General features: G+C 67.3%; 17 protein-coding genes. 12 read left to right on the forward strand and 5 right to left on the reverse strand.

Going from position 1 to position 18490, the window contains the following annotated elements; translation table 11 throughout:
- Nucleotides 1-13 precede the first annotated feature (13 nt).
- Both ACEN9P_RS15585 and hutU read right to left on the reverse strand, forming a co-directional pair.
- Entirely contained in the window at nt 14-1027 is a 1014-nt protein-coding gene (locus ACEN9P_RS15585; protein WP_477661365.1) for an ornithine cyclodeaminase family protein, read from the reverse strand.
- A gap of 6 nt (nt 1028-1033) precedes the next feature.
- Nucleotides 1034-2740: a urocanate hydratase gene (gene hutU, locus ACEN9P_RS15590; protein ID WP_495619748.1), complete on the reverse strand. Its 1707-nt coding sequence runs from the start codon at nt 2738-2740 to the stop codon at nt 1034-1036.
- 197 nt (nt 2741-2937) lie between these two features.
- Here hutU and hutC point away from each other — a divergent pair, with 197 nt between their 5' ends.
- The 12 genes from hutC (at nt 2938) to ACEN9P_RS15650 (ending at nt 13948) form a co-directional block, all read left to right on the forward strand.
- Nucleotides 2938-3648, forward strand: a complete 711-nt coding sequence (hutC, locus tag ACEN9P_RS15595; RefSeq protein WP_477661363.1) for a histidine utilization transcriptional repressor HutC — start codon at nt 2938-2940, stop codon at nt 3646-3648.
- Nucleotides 3645-4202 carry a HutD/Ves family protein gene (locus ACEN9P_RS15600; protein WP_477661362.1) on the forward strand — a complete coding sequence of 186 codons (558 nt, stop codon included), beginning with the start codon at nt 3645-3647 and terminating at the stop codon, nt 4200-4202. Before hutC ends, ACEN9P_RS15600 begins: the two co-directional genes overlap by 4 nt.
- On the forward strand, nt 4199-5413 hold the full coding sequence (hutI, locus tag ACEN9P_RS15605; protein WP_495619749.1) for an imidazolonepropionase: 1215 nt from the start codon (nt 4199-4201) through the stop codon (nt 5411-5413). The genes ACEN9P_RS15600 and hutI overlap by 4 nt, the downstream gene beginning before the upstream one ends.
- A 172-nt stretch (nt 5414-5585) precedes the next feature.
- A complete protein-coding gene (locus ACEN9P_RS15610; RefSeq protein ID WP_477661360.1) occupies nt 5586-6320 on the forward strand; it encodes an IclR family transcriptional regulator in 735 nt (244 codons plus the stop codon).
- Nucleotides 6321-6379: 59 nt separating this feature from the next.
- Nucleotides 6380-7129 (forward strand): transporter substrate-binding domain-containing protein, encoded by a 750-nt coding sequence (locus ACEN9P_RS15615; RefSeq protein WP_477661359.1) that lies wholly within the window; start codon nt 6380-6382, stop codon nt 7127-7129.
- A gap of 17 nt (nt 7130-7146) precedes the next feature.
- Nucleotides 7147-7815 (forward strand): amino acid ABC transporter permease, encoded by a 669-nt coding sequence (locus ACEN9P_RS15620; protein WP_074576377.1) that lies wholly within the window; start codon nt 7147-7149, stop codon nt 7813-7815.
- Nucleotides 7812-8606 carry an amino acid ABC transporter ATP-binding protein gene (locus ACEN9P_RS15625; protein ID WP_495619750.1) on the forward strand — a complete coding sequence of 265 codons (795 nt, stop codon included), beginning with the start codon at nt 7812-7814 and terminating at the stop codon, nt 8604-8606. Before ACEN9P_RS15620 ends, ACEN9P_RS15625 begins: the two co-directional genes overlap by 4 nt.
- A 51-nt stretch (nt 8607-8657) precedes the next feature.
- Complete coding sequence (hutG, locus tag ACEN9P_RS15630) at nt 8658-9479, forward strand: N-formylglutamate deformylase (protein WP_495619751.1); 822 nt, start codon at nt 8658-8660, stop codon at nt 9477-9479.
- A 6-nt stretch (nt 9480-9485) separates the two neighbouring features.
- Nucleotides 9486-10874 (forward strand): formimidoylglutamate deiminase, encoded by a 1389-nt coding sequence (locus tag ACEN9P_RS15635; protein WP_495619752.1) that lies wholly within the window; start codon nt 9486-9488, stop codon nt 10872-10874.
- A gap of 123 nt (nt 10875-10997) precedes the next feature.
- Complete coding sequence (locus ACEN9P_RS15640; RefSeq protein ID WP_477661355.1) at nt 10998-11891, forward strand: LysR family transcriptional regulator; 894 nt, start codon at nt 10998-11000, stop codon at nt 11889-11891.
- An 87-nt stretch (nt 11892-11978) separates the two neighbouring features.
- Complete coding sequence (locus tag ACEN9P_RS15645) at nt 11979-13004, forward strand: Bug family tripartite tricarboxylate transporter substrate binding protein (protein WP_495619753.1); 1026 nt, start codon at nt 11979-11981, stop codon at nt 13002-13004.
- Nucleotides 13004-13948, forward strand: a complete 945-nt coding sequence (locus ACEN9P_RS15650; protein ID WP_495619754.1) for a M14 family metallopeptidase — start codon at nt 13004-13006, stop codon at nt 13946-13948. Before ACEN9P_RS15645 ends, ACEN9P_RS15650 begins: the two co-directional genes overlap by 1 nt.
- Nucleotides 13949-13963: 15 nt before the next feature.
- Here ACEN9P_RS15650 and ACEN9P_RS15655 read toward each other — a convergent pair whose 3' ends face one another.
- The 3 genes from ACEN9P_RS15655 to ACEN9P_RS15665 all read right to left on the reverse strand — a co-directional run bounded on the left by ACEN9P_RS15655 (nt 13964) and on the right by ACEN9P_RS15665 (nt 18350).
- Complete coding sequence (locus tag ACEN9P_RS15655; RefSeq protein WP_477700920.1) at nt 13964-15901, reverse strand: CHASE2 domain-containing protein; 1938 nt, start codon at nt 15899-15901, stop codon at nt 13964-13966.
- Nucleotides 15902-15907: 6 nt separating this feature from the next.
- Nucleotides 15908-17569: a FecR family protein gene (locus ACEN9P_RS15660; RefSeq protein ID WP_495619755.1), complete on the reverse strand. Its 1662-nt coding sequence runs from the start codon at nt 17567-17569 to the stop codon at nt 15908-15910.
- Between the two features lie 73 nt (nt 17570-17642).
- The gene (locus ACEN9P_RS15665) at nt 17643-18350 is read right to left on the reverse strand and encodes a response regulator transcription factor (RefSeq protein WP_477661350.1); all 708 of its coding nucleotides are present in this window, start codon (nt 18348-18350) and stop codon (nt 17643-17645) included.
- Nucleotides 18351-18490: the final 140 nt, after the last annotated feature.

The raw sequence follows: 18490 nt of genomic DNA on the forward strand, positions 1-18490 counted from the left end.
CCATGCGGCCCTTTCAGCGAAAGCGCAGCTTTTGCCCCAGGCCCATGCGCTTGGCTTTTTCCAGCATGAAGGCACCGAGTGCGATGTCCGACAGCGAGAGGCCGCGGTGCCAGAACAGATTGGTCTCGTCGTCGCTTTCGCGCCCGGGCTTGAGGCCCGCGACGATCTGGCCCAGCTCGGCATGCAGCGTGGCCTCCGACAGCTTGCCGGCGTCCACATGGGCGCGCAGCGCGCCCAGCGGCCCGGCTTTGGCCTGGCCCCAGTCGTCCATCACCATCTTGTCCATGATGTCGGTCAGCGAAAGTTCGACCGCGCTCATGGTGCCGTAGGGAATCACACAAGCGCCTTTTTTGATCCACTCGGTCTTGAGCATGGGCGTGGGTTTTTCCAGGCGCGAGGCCTCGACCACGATGTCGGCGCCGCGCACGCAGGACTCCCAGTCCTCGGTCACGGTGATTTTTTTGCCCAGGTCTTTTTCGAGTCTGGCGGCAAAGGCATTGCGGCTTTCCGGCCGGCGCGAATGCACGCGGATCTCGTCGAAGTTGTAAATCGAGTCGAGCAGGCGCACGTTCCAGTAGGAGGTGCCGCGCGCGCCTATGTGGCCCAGGATTTTGGAGTTCTTGCGCGCCAGGTGTTTGGCGCCCAGCGCGGTGATGGCGCCGGTGCGCATGTCGGTGATGTCCGAGGCATCGATGATGGCGATCGGCGAGCCGTTCTTGGGGTCGAACAGGTTGAGCACGGCCAGCTCCGAGGGCAGGCCGATTTCATAGTTCTTGTAAAAATCGCCTACCACCTTCACGCCGGCCAGGCCCAGCGGGCGTATATAGCCGCGCAGCACATTGAAATGGCCGGGGTAGTCTTTCTCCGGCACCAGGTGCATGCGCGGCTCTATGGTCGTCTGCTTGTTGCCTTGCGCATGCAGGGCCTGCTCGACGGCGGCGATGATCTCGGCATCGGTCAGGGCCAGGGCCTGGACGTCGGGATGGTTCAGATAGGTGAGATGGATCTCGGCGGTGCTGTCGGACATATCGGTTCAGCTTCCCATCATGGGCAGGTTCAGCCCGTTGTCTTTGGCGCTTTGCTTGGCGATGTCGTAGCCCGCATCGGCATGACGCATCACGCCGGTCGCCGGGTCGTTGAACAGCACACGGTTCAGCTTTTCAGAGGCCTCGGCCGTTCCGTCGCAGACGATGACCACGCCCGAATGCTGCGAATAGCCCATGCCGACGCCGCCGCCATGGTGCAGGCTGACCCAGGTCGCGCCGCTGGCGGTGTTGAGCAGGGCATTGAGCAGCGGCCAGTCGCTCACCGCATCGCTGCCGTCCTTCATGGCTTCGGTCTCGCGGTTCGGCGAGGCGACGGAGCCGCTGTCCAGGTGGTCGCGGCCTATCACGATGGGGCCCTTGAGCTCGCCGCTTTTGACCATCTCGTTAAAAGCCAGGCCCGCGAGGTGGCGCTCGCCCAGGCCTATCCAGCAGATGCGCGCCGGCAGGCCCTGGAAAGCGATGCGCTCTTCGGCCATGTCCAGCCAGCGGTGCAGGTGTTTGTTGGCCGGGAAGAGCTCTTTCATCTTCGCGTCGGTCTTCTTGATGTCTTCCGGGTCGCCCGAAAGCGCCACCCAGCGGAAGGGGCCGACGCCGCGGCAGAACAGCGGGCGGATATAGGCCGGCACAAAACCGGGGTAGTCAAAAGCCTGGGCCACGCCGAAGTCTTTGGCGACCTGGCGCAGGTTGTTGCCGTAGTCCACCGTGGGAATGCCCATCTCATGGAAAGCCAGCATGGCCTTGACGTGCACCGCGCAGGACTCGCCGGCCGCCTGCGTCAGCGCCGCATGCTGGGCCGGGTCTTTTTGCGCGGCCTTCCATTGCGCGACCGTCCAGCCGGCCGGCAGGTAGCCGTTGATGATGTCGTGGGCCGAGGTCTGGTCGGTCACGATGTCGGGGCGTATGCCGCCGGCCTTGGCGCGTTTGGCGAGTTCGGGAACGATCTCGGCCGCATTGCCGCACAGCGCGATGGAGACCGCCTCCTTGCGCGCGGTGTGGTGCTTGATCATCTCCAGCGCTTCGTCAAGATCCTTGGCCTGCTTGTCGACGTAGCGGGTGCGCAGGCGGAAGTCGATGCTGGACTGCTGGCATTCGATGTTGAGCGAGCAGGCGCCGGCAAAGGTCGCGGCCAGCGGCTGCGCGCCGCCCATGCCGCCCAGGCCGGCGGTCAGCACCCAGCGGCCCGCGAGGTCGCCGTTGTAGTGCTGGCGGCCGGCTTCCACAAAGGTTTCATAGGTGCCCTGCACGATGCCCTGGGTGCCTATGTAGATCCAGCTGCCGGCCGTCATCTGGCCGTACATCATGAGACCGGCGCGGTCCAGCTCGTTGAAGTGCTCCCAGGTCGCCCACTTGGGCACCAGGTTGGAGTTGGCGATCAGCACGCGCGGCGCGCCCGGGTGGGTGCGGAACACGCCCACCGGCTTGCCCGACTGCACCAGCAGGGTTTCGTCGGCCTTGAGCTTGCGCAGGGAGTCGAGGATGGCGTCAAAGGCCGGCCAGCTGCGCGCGGCCTTGCCGATGCCGCCGTAGACCACGAGTTCGTCGGGGTTTTCGGCGACTTCCGGGTCCAGGTTGTTCTGGATCATGCGGTAGGCCGCCTCGATCTGCCAGTTGGCGCAGCTCAGCGTGCTGCCGCGGGGCGCCCGCACGGGGCGGGCCTTGCTGTCGAGAAACGGGGTTTGGGAAAGGTCGGACATGGGGCTGCTCCGGAAATAAAAACAAAAAAATTCGGGCGTGTTCAAAACATGGCGGGATAAGCGACTGGTATAAATCGTAGTTGTCTATACAACTTGTGTCAACTGGCGTAAGCTACAGTTTGTGCGCGCAAGGCCTGCCCGGCGGCTTTTTGCGTGACAATGTTTTTTTCTTACACCCGCGAACATTGCGCTGAACCATGGCCACCACACCCCTGCCCGCCTACGGCCAAGTCAAGGCATTCATCAAAAAGCGCATCAGCGCCGGCACCTGGAAGCCCGGCGACCCGGTGCCCAGCGAAGCCGTGCTGATGGAGCAGTTCGGCGTGAGCCGCATGACGGTGAACCGCGCACTGCGCGAGCTCATGGGCGAGGGCCTGGTCACGCGCATCCAGGGATCCGGCACTTTTGTCGCCGAGCTGCACCGTATTTCCTCCACGCTTACCATTCGTGACATCCACGAGGAAGTGGCCGAGCGCGGCCATGTGCACACCTCGCGCGTGCTGCTGGCCGAATCCGAAAAAGCCAGCGCCGACCTGGCGCGCACCCTGGGCCTCAGGCCGGGCGGGCGGGTGTTCCACACCATCCTGATCCACCTTGAAAACGGCGTGCCTATCCAGTACGAGGACCGCTACGTCAACCCGGCCGCGGCGCCTCGCTACCTGGAGACCGATTTCAGCGAAACCTCGCCCACGCACCACCTGCTGGCCGAGGCCCCGCTGACCGAGGCCAGCTATTCGATAGAAGCCTGCCTGCCCTCCGCGCTGGAAGCCAAACACCTCGAAATCAAGCAGGGCGAGGCCTGCCTGGCCATGATGCGGCGCACCGTGAGCGGCGCCAACATCGCCAGCGTGGCGCGCCTGGTCTACCCGGGCTCGCGCTACAGCTTTGCCGGGAAGTTTCAAGCATGAGCTGGAATATTGTGCAGTTGGCCGACATCCCCGCCACGCCCTGGCGCAATGGCGGCGGCGTCACGCGCGAACTCGCCATGTGGCCCGACGCCAGCGACTGGGCCTGGCGCATGTCGGTGGCCGACGTGGACGCAAGCGGCCCCTTTTCCAGGTTCGAGGGCATAGAGCGCTGGTTCGCGGTACTCGAAGGCGCGGGTGTGCAACTGGACGTGGCGGGTGTGCCGCACCGTGTGACCACCGCCGATGCGCCTTTGTTCTTTGACGGCGGCGCGGCGACGGGCTGTGAGTTGATAGACGGCAAGACGCGCGACTTCAACCTCATGGTGCGCAGGGGCCCAAAGCCCTCGCGCATGCGGCGTGTTGAAGGGCGGTTTGCCGAAACCCTGCATGCCGGCACCACCATCGCCGTTTATGCCCACAGCTCGGCCGCCACCGTGCTGTTTGATGAGGAAACGCTGCAGCTGGCCCCCGCCAGCCTGGCCTGGCGCACGGTGGCGGCCAGCGCTGCCGTGCGTGTTGCAGGGCCAGCCCTCTGGATGGAGATTCCCACATGAGCCTGCAACTCTGGACACATTGCAATGCCGCCACGCTGCAGGCCGGCGCCGACCAGCCCTATGGCTTGATCGAGGACGCCGCGCTGGTGGTGGAAGGCGAATCCATCGCCTGGATAGGCCCGCGCGCGGATGTGCCGGCCGATTTGCTGGCGCGCTGCACGGTGCGGCATGACGCGGGCGGGGCGCTGATGACGCCCGGCCTGATCGACTGCCACACCCACCTGGTCTATGGCGGCGACCGTGCCTATGAATTCGAATTGCGCCTGAACGGGGTCAGTTACGAAGAAATCGCCCGTGCCGGCGGCGGCATCGCCTCCACTGTCAAGGCCACGCGCGCCGCGAGCGCACAGCAGTTGCAGGCACAAAGCGCGCCCAGGCTCAAACAGCTTATCGCCGAAGGCGTGACCACGCTGGAGATCAAGTCCGGCTACGGCCTGGCGCTGGAGCATGAGCGCAAGACGCTCTCGGTCGCGCGCGCGCTGGGGCAGGCCCATGCGGTGGACATACGCACCACCTTTCTGGGCGCGCATGCCGTGCCCGCCGAATTCGCCGGCCGCACCGACGCCTACGTCGATGCCGTGCTCGAGATGTTGCCGCTGCTGCAGGCCGAGGGCCTGGTCGATGCGGTCGATGCCTTTTGCGAACGTATCGCCTTCAGCCCCGCGCAGACCGAACGTGTCTTCGCCGCGGCCAAGGCCCTGAACATCCCGGTCAAACTGCATGCCGAACAGCTCAGCGACAGCGGCGGCGCGCAACTCGCGGCGCGTTATGGCGCGCTCAGCTGCGACCACCTTGAGTGGCTCTCGCCCGAAGGCGCGCAAGCCATGGCGGCGGCCGGCACGGTGGCGGTGCTGCTGCCCGGCGCGTTCTACTTTTTGCGCGAAACCAGATTGCCGCCCGTGGCCCTGCTGCGCGAGCAGCGCGTGCCCATGGCGATTTCCACCGACTGCAACCCGGGCAGCTCGCCCTGCACCTCCTTGCTGCTGATGCTCAACATGGCTTGCACGCTGTTTCGCCTCACGCCCGAAGAGGCGCTGGCCGGCGTCACGCGCCATGCGGCGGCGGCCCTGGGCCTGCACGACCGGGGCCAGCTGGCGGCCGGCAAACGGGCCGACTTTGTGCTGTGGGGCGTGCAGCGGCCGGCCGAGCTCAGTTATGCCCTGGGCGCCAACCCGCGCCTGCAGACCGTCTTCAAAGGCCGGTTGCTATGAGTGTTGCCATACGCCGGTGCACCGCGCCGGCATGTGGACCGTCACGCGCCGGCGCCTGAGCGGGTGGCCATGGCGCGGCGCCCGCCTGCCGGACGCCAAAAAAGAAACAGGCATTCCCAGCCAATGAGAAATAGTGCTTTGCGCGTACAGGCAAGAACCGGATACTGACGCGATGTCGCCCGATGCTCCCGCTGTTTCCGCCCCTTCCGCCGTGGACCGCGCGCTGGTGGTGCTGGCCACACTGGCGCAGCAGGGCCGCCCCATGACGGCGGTGGAGCTGCTGGGCAGGACGGGCTTGAGCCAGAGCACGCTGTACCGCCAGCTCAATTCGCTCAAGCGCTGGGGCTTTGTGCTTGAAACGGACGGCCGTTATGCGCCCGGCCCCCTGAGCCTGCAACTGGCCCTGGGTTATGACATGGCCTCCCATCTGGCCCAACAGGCGCGCCAGGAAATGCTGGCGCTGGCGCAGCAGTCACAGGAAAGCGTCGGCCTGGTTGTCGCGGTCAACGGCCAGGCCGTGTGTATCGACATGGTCGAGAGCCGGCAGGCCTTGCGCTGCTCCTTTGAAAAAGGCCGCAGTGTGCCTCTGGAAAAAGGCGCTTCGGCGAAATGCCTGATGGCCCACATGCCGGCCGCGGCACTGAGCGCCGCGCTCGGCCCCGATCGCCAAAGCCCTGAATTGCTGGCTGAACTGGCCGAAATCCGCAAGGCCGGTTTTGCCGTCAGTGACAGCGAGGTGGATGCCGGTGTCTGGGGCGTGAGCGCGCCGCTGTTCGCCCTGGGGCAGCAAGCCGTAGGCGCCCTGACCCTGATGGCGCCCAGCGTGCGCATTGAAGGCAAACACCCGCCCCTGATCCAGATGGCGGTGGTGACCGCCGCCCGCATTTCCCGAAGCTTGAGCAGCTGACAGCCCGGCAGCCGAGTCCCTGAACCGTCGAATTGACTTAACCCCCTGGAGAAAACCCCATGAACTTTCGCCGCCAATTCCTTGCTTCCTGCTTTGCCGTCCTCGGACTGGCTACCCTGGGCGCGCACGCGCAGGACGTGCTTCGCGTCGGGACCGATGCCACCTTCCCGCCCATGGAGTTCGTCGAAGGCGGCAAACGCACCGGCTTTGACATCGAACTGGTGGAGGCCGTTGCCAAGACCTTGAACAAACGTGTCGAATGGGTCGATATCGATTTCAAGGGCCTGATTCCCGGGCTGGTCTCCAAGCGCTTCGACATGGCGGTGTCGGCCATCTACATCACCGACGAGCGCAAAAAGGTCGTGGACTTCACCGACTCCTACTATGCGGGCGGCCTGGTGGCCATGGTGAAAGAGGGCAATACCGCCATCAAGACGCTGGCCGACCTGAACGGCAAGAAGGTGACCGTGCAGGTCGGGACCAAGTCCGTGAGCTACCTGGCCTCCAACTACCCGCAGGTGCAACTGGTGGAAGTCGAGAAAAACCAGGAGATGTTCAACCTGGTCGACATAGGCCGCGCCGACGCGGCCGTGACCGGCAAGCCTGCCGCTTTCCAGTATGTGCGCACCCGCGGCGGCCAGCGCGTGCTCGAGCAGCAACTCACCACCGAAGAGTACGGCATGGCGCTGCGCAAGGACACGCCCGAGCTGACCAAGGCCGTCAACGGCGCGCTGGCCAAGCTCAAGGCCGACGGCACCTATGCGCAGATCGTGAAGAAGTGGTTCAGCAACACCACCGCCGCTAAATAAGACCGGGAGCGCATCGGATGGAACTCGATTTCTCCCCGGCTTTCGCGGGATGGCGCAGCCTTCTTTCGGGCGCGCTGGTGACCGTGGAAATCACCGCGGTGGCCCTGGTGCTCGGCTGCATCATGGGTTTGCTGGTGGGGATAGGGCGCCTCAACCCGGCCCGGCGCGTGGTCTACGCGCTGTGCACCGGCTACGTGGCGGCCATACGCGGTACGCCGCTGCTGGTGCAGCTCTTCATCCTGTTTTTCGGCTTGCCGCAGTTCGGCATCATGCTGCCGGCCTTTGTCTGCGGCGTGATCGGCCTGGGCATTTATTCCGGCGCCTATGTGTCGGAGATCGTGCGCGGCGCCATCCAGTCCATCGACAAGGGCCAGATGGAGGCCGCGCGCTCCATCGGCATGTCTTACGGCACGGCCATGCGCAACATCATCTTGCCGCAGGCCCTGGTGCGCATGATCCCGCCACTGGGCAACGAGTTCATCGCGCTGATCAAGAACTCCGCGCTGGTGTCGCTGCTGACCATCCATGAGCTGATGCATGAGGGACAGAAAATCATCAGCGTTTCCTATCGTTCACTGGAGGTCTATCTTGTGATTGCCGTCATGTATTTTGTATTGACCGGCCTGACGACGCTCGCGCTGCGCCGCATCGAGCAGCGGCTGCGCGCCGGAGGCATGGTGCAATGAACATGCCGCAACCCGTCAACGGCACACCGGCCGCCGGTAAACCCATCGTCAACATCCGGGGACTGCGCAAGTCCTTCGGCGAGCACGTGGTGCTGCACGGCATTGATTTTGACGTCCAGCCTTCGCAGGTGGTGGTGGTCATAGGCCCCAGCGGCTCCGGCAAGAGCACGTTTTTACGCTGCTGCAACGGGCTGGAGAAACCCGACAGCGGCCGGGTTGAAATCTGCGGCCGCCTGCTGGCCGACGCCGGCCGCATGCTGGACGACCAGGCGCTGAACCATTTGCGCGAAGACGTCGGCATGGTGTTCCAGTCCTTCAACCTGTTTCCGCACCTGTCGGTCATCGACAACATCACCGTCGGCCCGCGCAAGGTGCGCGGCTTGTCCAGGCAGCAAACCGAAGCCGAAGCCCTGGCCCTGCTCGACAAGGTGGGCCTGCGGCAAAAGGCCCATGCCATGCCGGCCAGCCTGTCGGGCGGGCAGAAGCAGCGGGTGGCGATTGCCCGCGCGCTGGCCATGCAGCCCCAGCTGATGCTGTTTGACGAGCCCACTTCCGCGCTGGACCCCGAGCTGGTCGGCGAGGTGTTACAGGTCATGAAGCTGCTGGCCAGCGAGGGCATGACCATGATGGTCGTGACCCATGAAATGGATTTCGCGCGCGAGGTCGCCGACGTCGTGGTGGTGATGGACGGCGGCGCCTTGATTGAAGCCGGGCCGCCCGATATCATTTTTACCAGGCCCACACAGGCCCGCACGCGTGACTTCCTCCAGGCCGTGTTGTCCCGCAACTGACCGGGCCGCCATCTTCCGGGCTTTCGCGCCCCACTTTTTTCAGGGAATATCATGAGTGACTTCAGCGACGACAGCGAAGTGTTCAGCCTCCAGCGCGGCACGCTGCCGCTGCTGGTCAGCATGCCGCACGTAGGCACGGAGATCCCGGCCGAGCTGAAGGCCGGCTACACGCAAGAGGCGCTGGGCGTCGAAGACACCGACTGGCACCTGCACCGGCTCTATAAGTGCCTGCCCATTGCGGGCGCCAGCGTTTTGCGGCCCCGTTACTCGCGCTACGTGATAGACCTGAACCGTCCGCCCGACGATGCACCCATGTACCCGGGCGCGTCCAACACCGAGCTGTGCCCCACGCGCTTTTTCAGCGGCGCGCCGCTTTACCGGCCCGGCCATGAGCCCGGGCCCGAAGAGCGCGCGCGGCGGCGCGAAACTTATTGGCAGCCTTATCATGCGGCGCTGGCCGCCGAACTCGCGCGCCTGAAGGCGCAGCACGGCTTTGCCCTGCTGTGGGACGCGCACAGCATACGTTCGCACATTCCCTGGCTGTTCGAAGGCAAGCTTCCCGACCTCAACATCGGCACGGCCGGCGGGGCCAGCGCGCACGAGGCCATCACCGACGCGGTGGTGCAGGCCTGCGATGCCGCGCCTCACATCAGCCTCGCCGTCAACGGCCGCTTCAAGGGCGGCTACATCACGCGCCACTACGGCCGGCCTGCCGAGGACGTGCATGCCGTGCAGCTGGAGATGTGCCAGAGCCTGTACATGCAGGAAGTGCCGCCCTATGCTTATGACGAAGCCCTGGCGTGGCAGGTGCAGCCCTTGTTGAAGATGATGGTGACCGGCGCGCTGCACGCCGCCCTCCACCTGTACACCTGAACCGCCATGCGCAGCGATACCAAAACATTTTTCGCGCCCCAGGCCTGGGTGCAGGGGGCGTGGGCCAAGGACGTCCTGCTCACGGTAGCCGCCAATGGCAGCTGGCACAGCGTGCAGCCCGGCGCCACGGCGCAGCAACGGGAAGGCGCCACACGTTTGGGCGGCCCGGTGCTGCCCGGCCTGGTCAATGCGCACAGCCATGCCTTCCAGCGCGCCATGGCGGGCCTGACCGAGCGCCGCAGTGCGGGCGCCCGTGCCTCCGACGATTTCTGGAGCTGGCGCGACCGCATGTACAGCGCGGCCAACCGCATCACGCCGGACCAGCTCGAGGCAATTGCCGGCCAGCTCTATGCCGAGCTGCTGGCCGGCGGCTACACCGAGGTTTGCGACTTTCACTACCTGCACAACGATGTGAGTGGCGCGGCCTATGCCGACCCGGCCGAGATGTCGCTGGCTCTGGTGCGCGCGGCGCAGCGCACCGGCATAGGCCTGACCCTGCTGCCCACGCTCTACATGCGCTCGGGCTTCAAGGCCGCGGGCCTGCGCGAAGACCAGCGCCGTTTCTCGTCGACACCCGAGAGTGTGATGCGCGTCGTCGAGCAGGTGCGGCGCCAAACACAAGGCGATGCGCGCATCCATGTCGGCGTGGCTGTGCATTCGCTGCGCGCCGCCGAGCCGGCCGCCTTGAAGGAGCTCACAGCCGCGGCCAAGCAAGCCGGCCTGCCGGTGCACATCCACATCGCCGAGCAGACCCAGGAGGTCGAGGACTGCATCGCGCACACCGGCCAGCGCCCGATTGAATGGCTGCTGAACAATGCCGAAGTCGACGCCCGCTGGAACCTGGTGCATGCCACCCATGCGACGCCGGCCGAACTGCAGGGCGTGCAGGGCAAGGGTGCGGCCATCGTGATCTGTCCCGCGACCGAGGCCAACCTGGGCGACGGCGTGTTCGACCTGCCGGCCTATGCCGCCGCGGGCGGCAAGTGGTCCATAGGCTCCGACAGCCACGTCACGCGCAGCTGGCCCGAAGAGCTGCGCCTGCTCGAATATTCCCAGCGCCTCACGCTGCGCCAGCGCAATATCGCCGCGCGCGTTCTGGGCAGCGAAAGCAGTGCCGCCGGCTTGTTTGAAGCCGCGCTTGCAGGGGGCTTGCCGGCCACAGGCCAGATGCAAGCCGGCCTGGCACCCGGCCATCGCGCCGACTTCGTCACGCTGGACCTGGAATCCCCCGCGCTGCTGGGTGTGCCGGCCGGCCACCTGCTGGACGCGCTGGTGTTCTCCAGTCCGGGCGCGGCGTTTGGCGAGGTGTTTGTGGCCGGCCAGCGCGTCGCCGCGCCTTCGCCGGAGCGTGCGCAGTCCTTCGTGCGTGCCATGCGGGAGCTGTGGACGGACTGAGCTGATTTATTGGCCGTATCAATTGGCCGTATAGAACGCGAATTCGACAAAGCTACGGCCAATCCCCGCAGGGGTGTCCCGGCAGGCGATACCATCGCCTGATCTCCCCAACAAGGTGCTGCCATGGACCACAAATGGCTGGAAGACTTCATTGCCCTGGCACGCGAGCGCAGCTTTTCGCGTGCGGCCGAGCTGCGCCATGTGACCCAGCCGCAGTTCTCGCGCCGCGTGCGCGCGCTGGAACTCTGGGCCGGTGCCGACCTGGTCAACCGTGCCGTCGTGCCGCTGGCGCTCACGGCCGCCGGGGAGGAGCTGTTGCCCGTGGCGCGCCGCGTCGTGATGGGTCTCAATGATGTGCGTGCCCGCATACAGCACGCGCAGGGCGGCCTGGACTGGGTCACGCTGGCCACCGGCCGCACCTTGTCGCGCACCGCCGTGCCCGGCTGGCTGGCGCGCGTCAAGCGCGGTGCCGGCGAGTTCCGCCTGCGCATACTCACGGGCTCCATCCACGAAGGCGCGACCGCGCTGGAGCAGGGCGCGGCCGACTTCCTGCTGTCCTTCACGCACCCGCGCCTGCCCATGCTGCTGGACGGCCAGGCCTTCGAGGGACAGACCCTGGGCACCGACGAACTTGTGGCCGTGAGCGCGCCGCGCCCCGACGGCCGGGCGCTGCATGCCTTGCCCGGCAGCGCGCGCGAGCCGGCGCGCGTGCTCGGTTACGCGCCCACGCTGGCGCTGAGCCAGATCCTGCAGGACGGGCTGAGCCGCGATGCGCGCGAACTCTTTCTGCACACGGTGACCGAGTCCGACTTCGCCGAATCCCTGCATGAGCAGGCCCTGCAGGGCGTGGGCCTGGCCTGGCTGCCGCGCGGCCTGGTGGGCGATGATTTGCGCGGCGGCCGGCTGGTGGCTGCCGACCCGCAGGGGATTGCCGTGCGCTTCGAGATACGGCTTTACCGCAACCGCAGCCCGCGCAATGAGCTGGTGCAAAAGATCTGGACGGCCTCCAGCGCCTGAACAAACATACGCATGCGCCCATGCGTGATGCGCATGCGCTTGCCGGGCGCCGGTTCCTAGACTGCCTCCACCCACAAGGAGACAGCCATGCCCACACATTCCCCCGTCCTTCCATTTCCCCTGGCCCGCGCTTTGCGCGGGGCCGCGTCGGCTTTGCTGGCGCTGCTCGCCTGTTCGGCGCTTTCCACTGCGCAAGCCCAGGCTTGGCCCGCGGCCAAACCGATCTCGCTGGTGGTGGGCTACCCCGCCGGCGGCAGCGTGGACCTGGTCGCGCGCATCATCGCCGAGCCGCTGTCCAAGCGCCTGGGCACGCCCGTCGTCATCGAGAACGTGGGCGGCGCCGGCGGCACCATAGGCGCGCAGAAAGTCGTGAGCGCCAACCCGGACGGCTACACGCTGCTGCTGGGCTCGGGCAGCGAGGTGTCCATCGCCAGGCTTTACAACGCCGCCATCAAGTACAACGGCGAAACCGACCTGGCGCCGGTGGGGCTGATAGGCGTCACGCCCATGGTGTTTGTGACCAACACCCAGACCGGCGTCAAGACCATGGAAGAAGCCATCGCCAAGTCCAAACGCGAACGCAACCAGCTGAGTTTTGCGTCCTCGGGCATAGGCACGCCGCTGCACGTGTCGGGCGAGCTCATCAACCTGATGGCCGGCACCACGTTTCGCCACGTGCCCTACCGCGGCGCGGGCCAGCAGCTGCAGGACCTGCTGGGCGGCAACATCGAGTTCAGCGTCTCGGTGCTGTCCTCGGCGCTGCCGCACATCGAGTCCGGCAAGATGGTTCCGCTGGGCGTCACCACGCCCACACGCTCGCGCGCCGCGCCGCAAATTCCCGCGCTGGCCGAGAACCCCAGGCTCAAGGGCTATGACATGAACGTCTGGTTCGGCCTCTTCGGCCCGGCCAAGCTGCCCGCGCCCATGGTCGTGCGGCTCAACCGCGAACTCAACGAGATCCTGCGTGACGAAGCCGTCTGGCAAAAACTGCAGAAGGCCGGCATTTCCAACGAAGGCGGCACGCCGCAGGCGCTCACGGCCTTTGTGCGCGCCGAAACCCAGCGCGTGCGCGCCGTGGTCAACAAGGCCGTCAGCACCGGGGCGGCGAGCTGATGCACCATCCGGTCAATACGCTGGCGCCCAACCTGGCGCGCTGGTCGGCCTCGAACACCGGTGTCGACCATGTGCATGAGCGCAGCGGCGCGGCACCCGGCCCCGAGATCCTGGTGACGGCCCTGGTGCACGGCAATGAATACTCGGGCGCCATCGCGCTGGCCGAACTGCTGGCCGCCGGCTGGCGGCCGGCGCGCGGCCGGGTCACGCTGGCGTTTTGCAATGTCGCCGCGTTTGAACGCTTCGATGCCGCGCGGCCCGATGACTCGCGTTTTGCCGATGAAGATTTCAACCGTGTCTGGGCAGCCGAAACGCTGGACGGCCCGCGCCGCAGCGCCGAGCTGGACCGCGCGCGCCAGCTGCGGCCTTTTGTGGACCGCGCCACGCATTTGCTGGACCTGCACTCCATGCACGAGCCCTGCGTGCCCTTGCTGGTCACCGGCACGCTGGCGCGCAACATCGCCTTTGCCCAGGCCCTGCGCACCGCGTCGCAGGTGGTGGTCGACAGCGGCCATGCCGACGGCGTGCGCATGCGCGACTATGGTGAGTTTTCGGACGCGCACGGCGAGCGCATCGCGCTGCTGCTCGAAGCCGGCCAGCACTGGGACCCGCGCGCCGTCAGCGCCGTGCGCGACACCTTGATGCGTTTCCTGGTGCAAGCCGGCGCGCTGGCACGCAGCGAGGCGCCCATGGGCTGGTTATTGCCTGACCGGGAACCGCCCGCGCCCGTGGTGGTGACGGACCGCGTGGTCGCCGCATCCATGGATTTCCGTTTCAGCGACAGCTACAGCGGCGGCGAAGTGATTGCCAGGGCCGGCACGGTGATCGCGACCGATGCGGGCCGCGAGGTGACCACGCCTTATGACGATTGTGTGCTGGTCATGCCTTCGCTGCGGCAATTGCGCCCTGGTGTCACCACGGTGCGGCTGGGTCGGCGGGCCTGAGCCGACAGCGCTCGGCTACAGCAGCGGAAGCCGTATCCACAAACGCGCCCCGGCAGGCGCCAGCGCTTCATAACCCGCCTGGCCGCCGTGGCGCTCCGCCACGTTGTGCACAAAGTACAGGCCCAGGCCGGTGCCGTGAGCGGGGCGCTGCGTGGCTTTCTGCGTGCTGAAGCGTTCAAACAAATGGGGCAGCATTTCCGCGCTGACGCCCGGCCCCTGGTCGGCCACCGACAGCTCGGCCTGCCCGCCTTTGAGGGTCAGCGCCAAGGTGACGGTGGCGCCCGCCGGCGAGAAGCGCAGGGCGTTGTGCAGCAGGTTGTCCAGTGCGCGCTCCAGCAAGTGGAAGTCGCCGCGTATCCACACCGGCTCGTCGGGGATGTGGCGCAGCAGGCGCACCGATCGGGTCTGGGCCGATTCATAGACCGCGTCGACGGCCTGGTGCGCGACGCTGCCGAGGTCGATCTCGCGCAGGTCTTTTTGCTCCAGGCTTTGCACGCGGGCCAGCGACAAAAACGATTGCGCGAGTTTGTGCGCGCGGCGCAGTTGCTGGAACAGCCGGTGCTGATTCGTCTCGTCCAGCGTTCCGCCGCCCAGCTGCTGCACGGCCGCGGCCAGGGGCACGCGGATGTCGTGTGACAGGAAGGCCAAAGTCTCCTCGCGTTCCTTGTGCAGGTCGTGAAAGCGCTGCTGCGCCTGTTTCACATAGTCGATGCGCTGCTCGAACCTGAGCCGGTAAAACGGGCTGTCCGCGGGCGCGCCCGTCAGTTGATGGAGTTGCCAGTCCAGGTAGCGCCTGGCGACTTCAAGGCGGCGCCAGCTCCACAAAGGGTAGGCTGCGATCGCGGCGACCAGGGCGCCCGAGGGCGCGAACCAGATGCCGGACACCAGGGGCAGGGCCAGGGCCAGCCCGGCCAGCACGGCCAGCCAGGCCGCGTTGGCCAGCAGGCCCGGCAGCGGCATGAAGCGCGTCCCCCACAGCAGCGGCACCAGCGCCAGCAGGGCGCTCAGCGCCAGCGTCCAGGCCCTGCCCAGCGGCACGATAAAACGCTCATCGCGCAGGTTCAGCAACACATTGGCCAGCACTTCCACGCCCGGCATGGCGGCGCCATGCGTGGTGACCGGCGTGGACAGGATGTCGCCCATGCCGGCCGCCGTGGCGCCCACAAACACAATCTTGCCGCGCAGCGCCTGGGCCGGCGCGCCGGGCCGCATGAGCTCGGCCGCCGAGACGCTGGGGATGGTGCCGGGCGGCCCGGCGAAACGCAGCAGCCGGGGCTCGCGCCGCAGCAGCGTGGGCGCCTCGTCGGTGACAAGCCGCGCCGTATCGCCGGGCTGCGGCGGGGCCGCGCCGTCCGGGGGTTGCCAGCCGCTGATCTGCAGCGCGGTCTGCGCCAGCAAGGGCCAGTCGGCGCTGCCCACGCCTTCCCAGAGGTCAACGCCGCGCGCCACGCCGTCCTCGTCCAGGCGCACACTCACACGCCCCAGGCCGGCCGCCGAGCGCGCCAGCAGCGGGATGGGCGGCGACTCCAGCAACTGGCCGCCCTGGCGGGCGCTTTCCATCACCACGGGCAGCGACACATTGCCGCAGGCGCGCAAGGCCTTGGCCAGGGCCTGGTTGCCGGCCGGGTCGTCGCCGATCTCGTTGAAGGCAATGTCCACCGCCACGGCTTTGGGCGAGGCCCGGCAGATCTGCTGCAGCAAATCGGCGTGGACGCGGCGCGGCCAGGGCCAGCGGCCCAGCTCCTGCAAGCTGGCCTGGTCTATGGCCGCGATCACCACGCCGGTCGGCGCGGGCTGCGTGCCCAGGCGCTGCGACAGGTCGAACAGAAAATAGTCCAGGCGCGCGAGCCAGCCGCTGGCGCTCACGCCCACGGCCAGCGCGGCCAGCAGCAAGCCCATGCCCAGGAATTCACGCAGGCTGTGCGCGCTGCGGGGCGGGCGCTGGTCTTGCATGGCGGCCTAGAGCAGCAGCAAGGGCAGGCCCAGCATCCACATATAAGGATGGCGCGAGGGCACGTCTATCTTCTGCAGCATGGGCGGGCCCGCGGTGCCGTCCTGGTTGTCGACCAGGCGCACGCCGAGGTACTGCGCGCCGCCCGAGGGGCGGGGCAGGCGGACCTTGCCATCGGAAGAGTTCTGCTGCTGGTCCTCGGGCGCCATGCCGGCCGTGGCCGACACCGAGACCCGGTAGTGATGGTCCGCCGGCGGCGCGGGCAGCTCCAGCAGCAGCGCGTCGGCTTCGTAGCGCAGCGCGGCCTGGCCCAGGTCGGGCTGGCCCGGCGCGGGCTTGTAGCTAAAGGGCGATGCGGCCGACCACGGCCCTTGCTCACCCTGGGCCGTGATGCTGGCGACGCGCCAGTGCAGCTTGCCCTCGGGCAGGTCGTCCGCGGGCAGCCACTCGGTCTGCGCCACCGGCTGGTCCAGCAGCAGTTGCGCGAAGTTCTCCGACGTGGAGGCCTGCACCCGGTAGCGGGCGGCGTCGACGGCACGGGTCCAGCGCAGGGTGGGGCGCGGCGAGCGCACCGTGGCCGACCGGCCCGGCGCCTGCAGCGCGGGCGCGAAGGGGCGCGCCGCCACGGTAAAGCTGTGGCGTGCTTCCAGGCCCTGCAGGCCCAGCGCATCCAGGGACCGCACGCGCAGGATATAGCGGCCGTTGGGCAGGTCGGCAAAACTCAGCACACCGGACTGCGAGGTCCTTTCGGCGAGGATGGCGTCAAAGCTGCTGTCCTGCGACACCTGGCCCCAGAGCACGCCGCCTTGTTCGGCGCGCGCGGGCGGCAGTGAAAAGCGCAGCGGCAATTGCTCCAGGCGGGCCGGCAGGGTAGACACATTGGGCGCGGCGGGCAGGGCGCGCGGCGGCATGGGCGCCTCGCCGGCGCGCGCCAAGGTGCCGAAGCCCGGCCCCACAAGCACGGTTTTGCCGGTGGCGTCCACGCCAACCGAGCCTTCCAGGGTTTCCTCGCGCGTCTGGCCGTCCTCCACCCCGACGCGGAACACCGTGCCGCGCACCACCGCCTGGGCGCTGGGCGTGAGCACGCGCAGGTTTTGCTGTGTGCGCCGTCCCGGGTTGTCGGTGATTTCGGTCTGGCCCTGCAGCAGGCGCACCCGCGTGTCGGCCATCAGCCCGTTGGCATACAGGCTCAGGGTGTCCAGCACCAGCGTCGAGCCCGGGTGCACACGCAGCTGCGTGCCGTTGGCCAGTTCCAGCGTGGCGCTGGCCAGGGCCTCGGTCCTGAGTTCGGCACCCACGGGCAGGGCCTGGCCTGTGGCCGCGGTTTTCCAGCTCCCTTCGGCTTCGCGCCAGCGCACGCTGCCGTGCACGGTTTTCAGCAGGGCCTGGCCGGGGCTGCTGCGCAGCATGGAGGCCGGAATGCGCAGCACCGTGCCGGGCGGGATGCGGTGCGGGTCGGCGATCCGGTTGAGCTTTTGCACCACGTCCCAGCGCTGCGGGTCTATCAGGTGGCGCTGGCCCAGGCTGATCAGCGTGTCCCCGGGGCGCACGCTATACAGCCAGGCCGGCACGGCGGAGGCCTTCTCGGGCAGGCCGGCCGCGGGCGGGGTCTGGGCCAGCGCGGCGAGGCCCAGCGACAGGAGGCCGGCGGCGGCTATGCGTTTGTACATGGGGGATTTTCCAGAACGTGCAGGCTTGGCGGCTTGCCACGCCGGCCCGGGTGAACAAGAAAACGGTGAGTGGTCACTCATGCAGCCACTCAAGCCGGTAGCCCTGGCCGTAGACCGAGACCAGGCGCCAGCCCGATTCGGGAGACAGCTTGAGTTTTCTGCGCAGGGCGCTGGCCTGCACGTCCACCTTGCGCGACTCCACATCGGTGTTGTGCCCCCAGACCGTCGACAGCAAATGGGCGCGCGTCAGCAGCCGTCCCACGTTTTGCAGCAGGTAGAGCGCGAAATCGGTTTCCAGCTCGGTCAGTTCCACGCGCCGGCCTTCCACAAAGAACTGGCGGTTGGCGAAATCCACTTCCAGCCCTCCCCAGGCGTTGCGCCGGGTTTCCTGTTTCAGGCCTGAGCGGTGCAGCACCACATTGAGCCGTGCCAGCAGGATGGGCCGGGACACCGGCTTGACCAGGTAGTCGACCGCGCCGGCCGACAGCATCTGCACCACGTCGTCCTCGCTGTCGCGCGCCGTCAGAAAAATCACCGGCGGGCAGGCCTCCTTGAGCTGCAGCCGCAGCCGCGCCAGCACCTCGGGCCCGGACATGTCTGGCACCAGCCAGTCCAGCAGGCAGGCCGCGTACTGCCCCCTCTCCACGGCCCGCGCGCAGTCGGCGCCGCGATCGAACAGGTCCACCTCCAGGCCGGCTTCCTTGATCCATCCACACACGGCTTCAGCGGTTTCGGGCTCGTCCTCCAGGTAGGCAATTCGGGGGGCGGAAGTGTGGGGCATACGGGTTCAGGGGACCGGGTCGGACAGGCTTGTTACCTGTAGTTACATATTGTGCCGTCTTCGGCGAACCGAGTTTAGTGGTCTGACAACTGCCTGACCACCCCCTGCACCCCTCGACTGTTGGTAATTAGTAAGTGTAA

This window comes from Polaromonas sp. Polasp52 (assembly GCF_059491565.1).